1 protein-coding gene is annotated in these 856 nt (G+C 68.2%); it reads left to right on the top strand.

What is annotated here, in order from left to right; translation table 11 throughout:
• Positions 1-105 precede the first annotated feature (105 nt).
• Positions 106-856: IS5 family transposase (locus CTA01S_RS16240; RefSeq protein ID WP_157451416.1), on the top strand; the 751-nt coding region annotated here is incomplete at its 3' end.

The following is an 856-nucleotide window of genomic DNA, read 5'->3' as shown; positions in this document are numbered from 1 at the left end:
TCAAGCCGCATAGACACTGAGTTGGTGAGGTGATGTTGCGGGGTTGGAACTCGCGAAGATGAATCGGCTCGATGGGAATTCCTGGGAGTTTGGAGACGGATTTCGATGAGCACGCCGGACTTTTTCCGCGCCCGACTGGACCAGATGATCGACCTGCGCCACCCGCTGGCGGTGCTGGCCACGCGTATGCCGTGGCAGCAGATCGAAGCGAGCGTAGCGCCGCTGCTGGCGCGCAAGGACCGGCGCGGGCGCAGTATCGAAGGTGCAGACCTGTTCGGCCCCACGCTGCAGGTGGTCGGCGCAGGCGTGAGCGCTGCGGGGCGCCCGCGCCTGGCGATCCGCTTGATGGTGTCGCTGCTGTACCTGAAGCATGCCTATGGTCTGAGCGACGAGGCCGTGGTCGAGCGCTGGGCCGAGAACGTGGTGTGGCAGTTCTTCAGCGGGCAGGAGTACTACGAGCCGCGCCTGCCGTGCGATGCCACGCAGATCGGGCGCTTCAGGCGGGTGCTGGGCGAGGCCGGCGTGGAGGAGTTGCTGGCCAAGACGATCGAGGCGGCCGTGCAGATGCAGGCGGTGCGCAAGAGCGAACTGCAGCGTGTGATCGTGGACACCACGGTGCAGGAGAAGGCGGTGGCCTATCCCACCGACAGCCGGCTGCTGGAAGTGGCGCGGGCCAAGGTGGTGCAACTGGCGCAGCGCGCCGGGCTGCGGCTGAAGCAGACCTTCGAGCGCGAGGGCCGCAGCCTGCGCCGGCGTGCCGGCGGCTATGCGCACGCCAAGCAGTTCAAGCGGCTGCGCCGGGTGCTCAAGCGCCAGCGCACCGTGCTCGGGCGCGTGCTGCGCGACGTGCAGCGCC

Origin of the sequence: Caldimonas taiwanensis NBRC 104434 (assembly GCF_001592165.1) — a bacterium.
In the GTDB taxonomy this organism is placed as follows: domain Bacteria; phylum Pseudomonadota; class Gammaproteobacteria; order Burkholderiales; family Burkholderiaceae_C; genus Caldimonas; species Caldimonas manganoxidans.
This window is presented reverse-complemented; position numbering and strand designations above follow the sequence as displayed.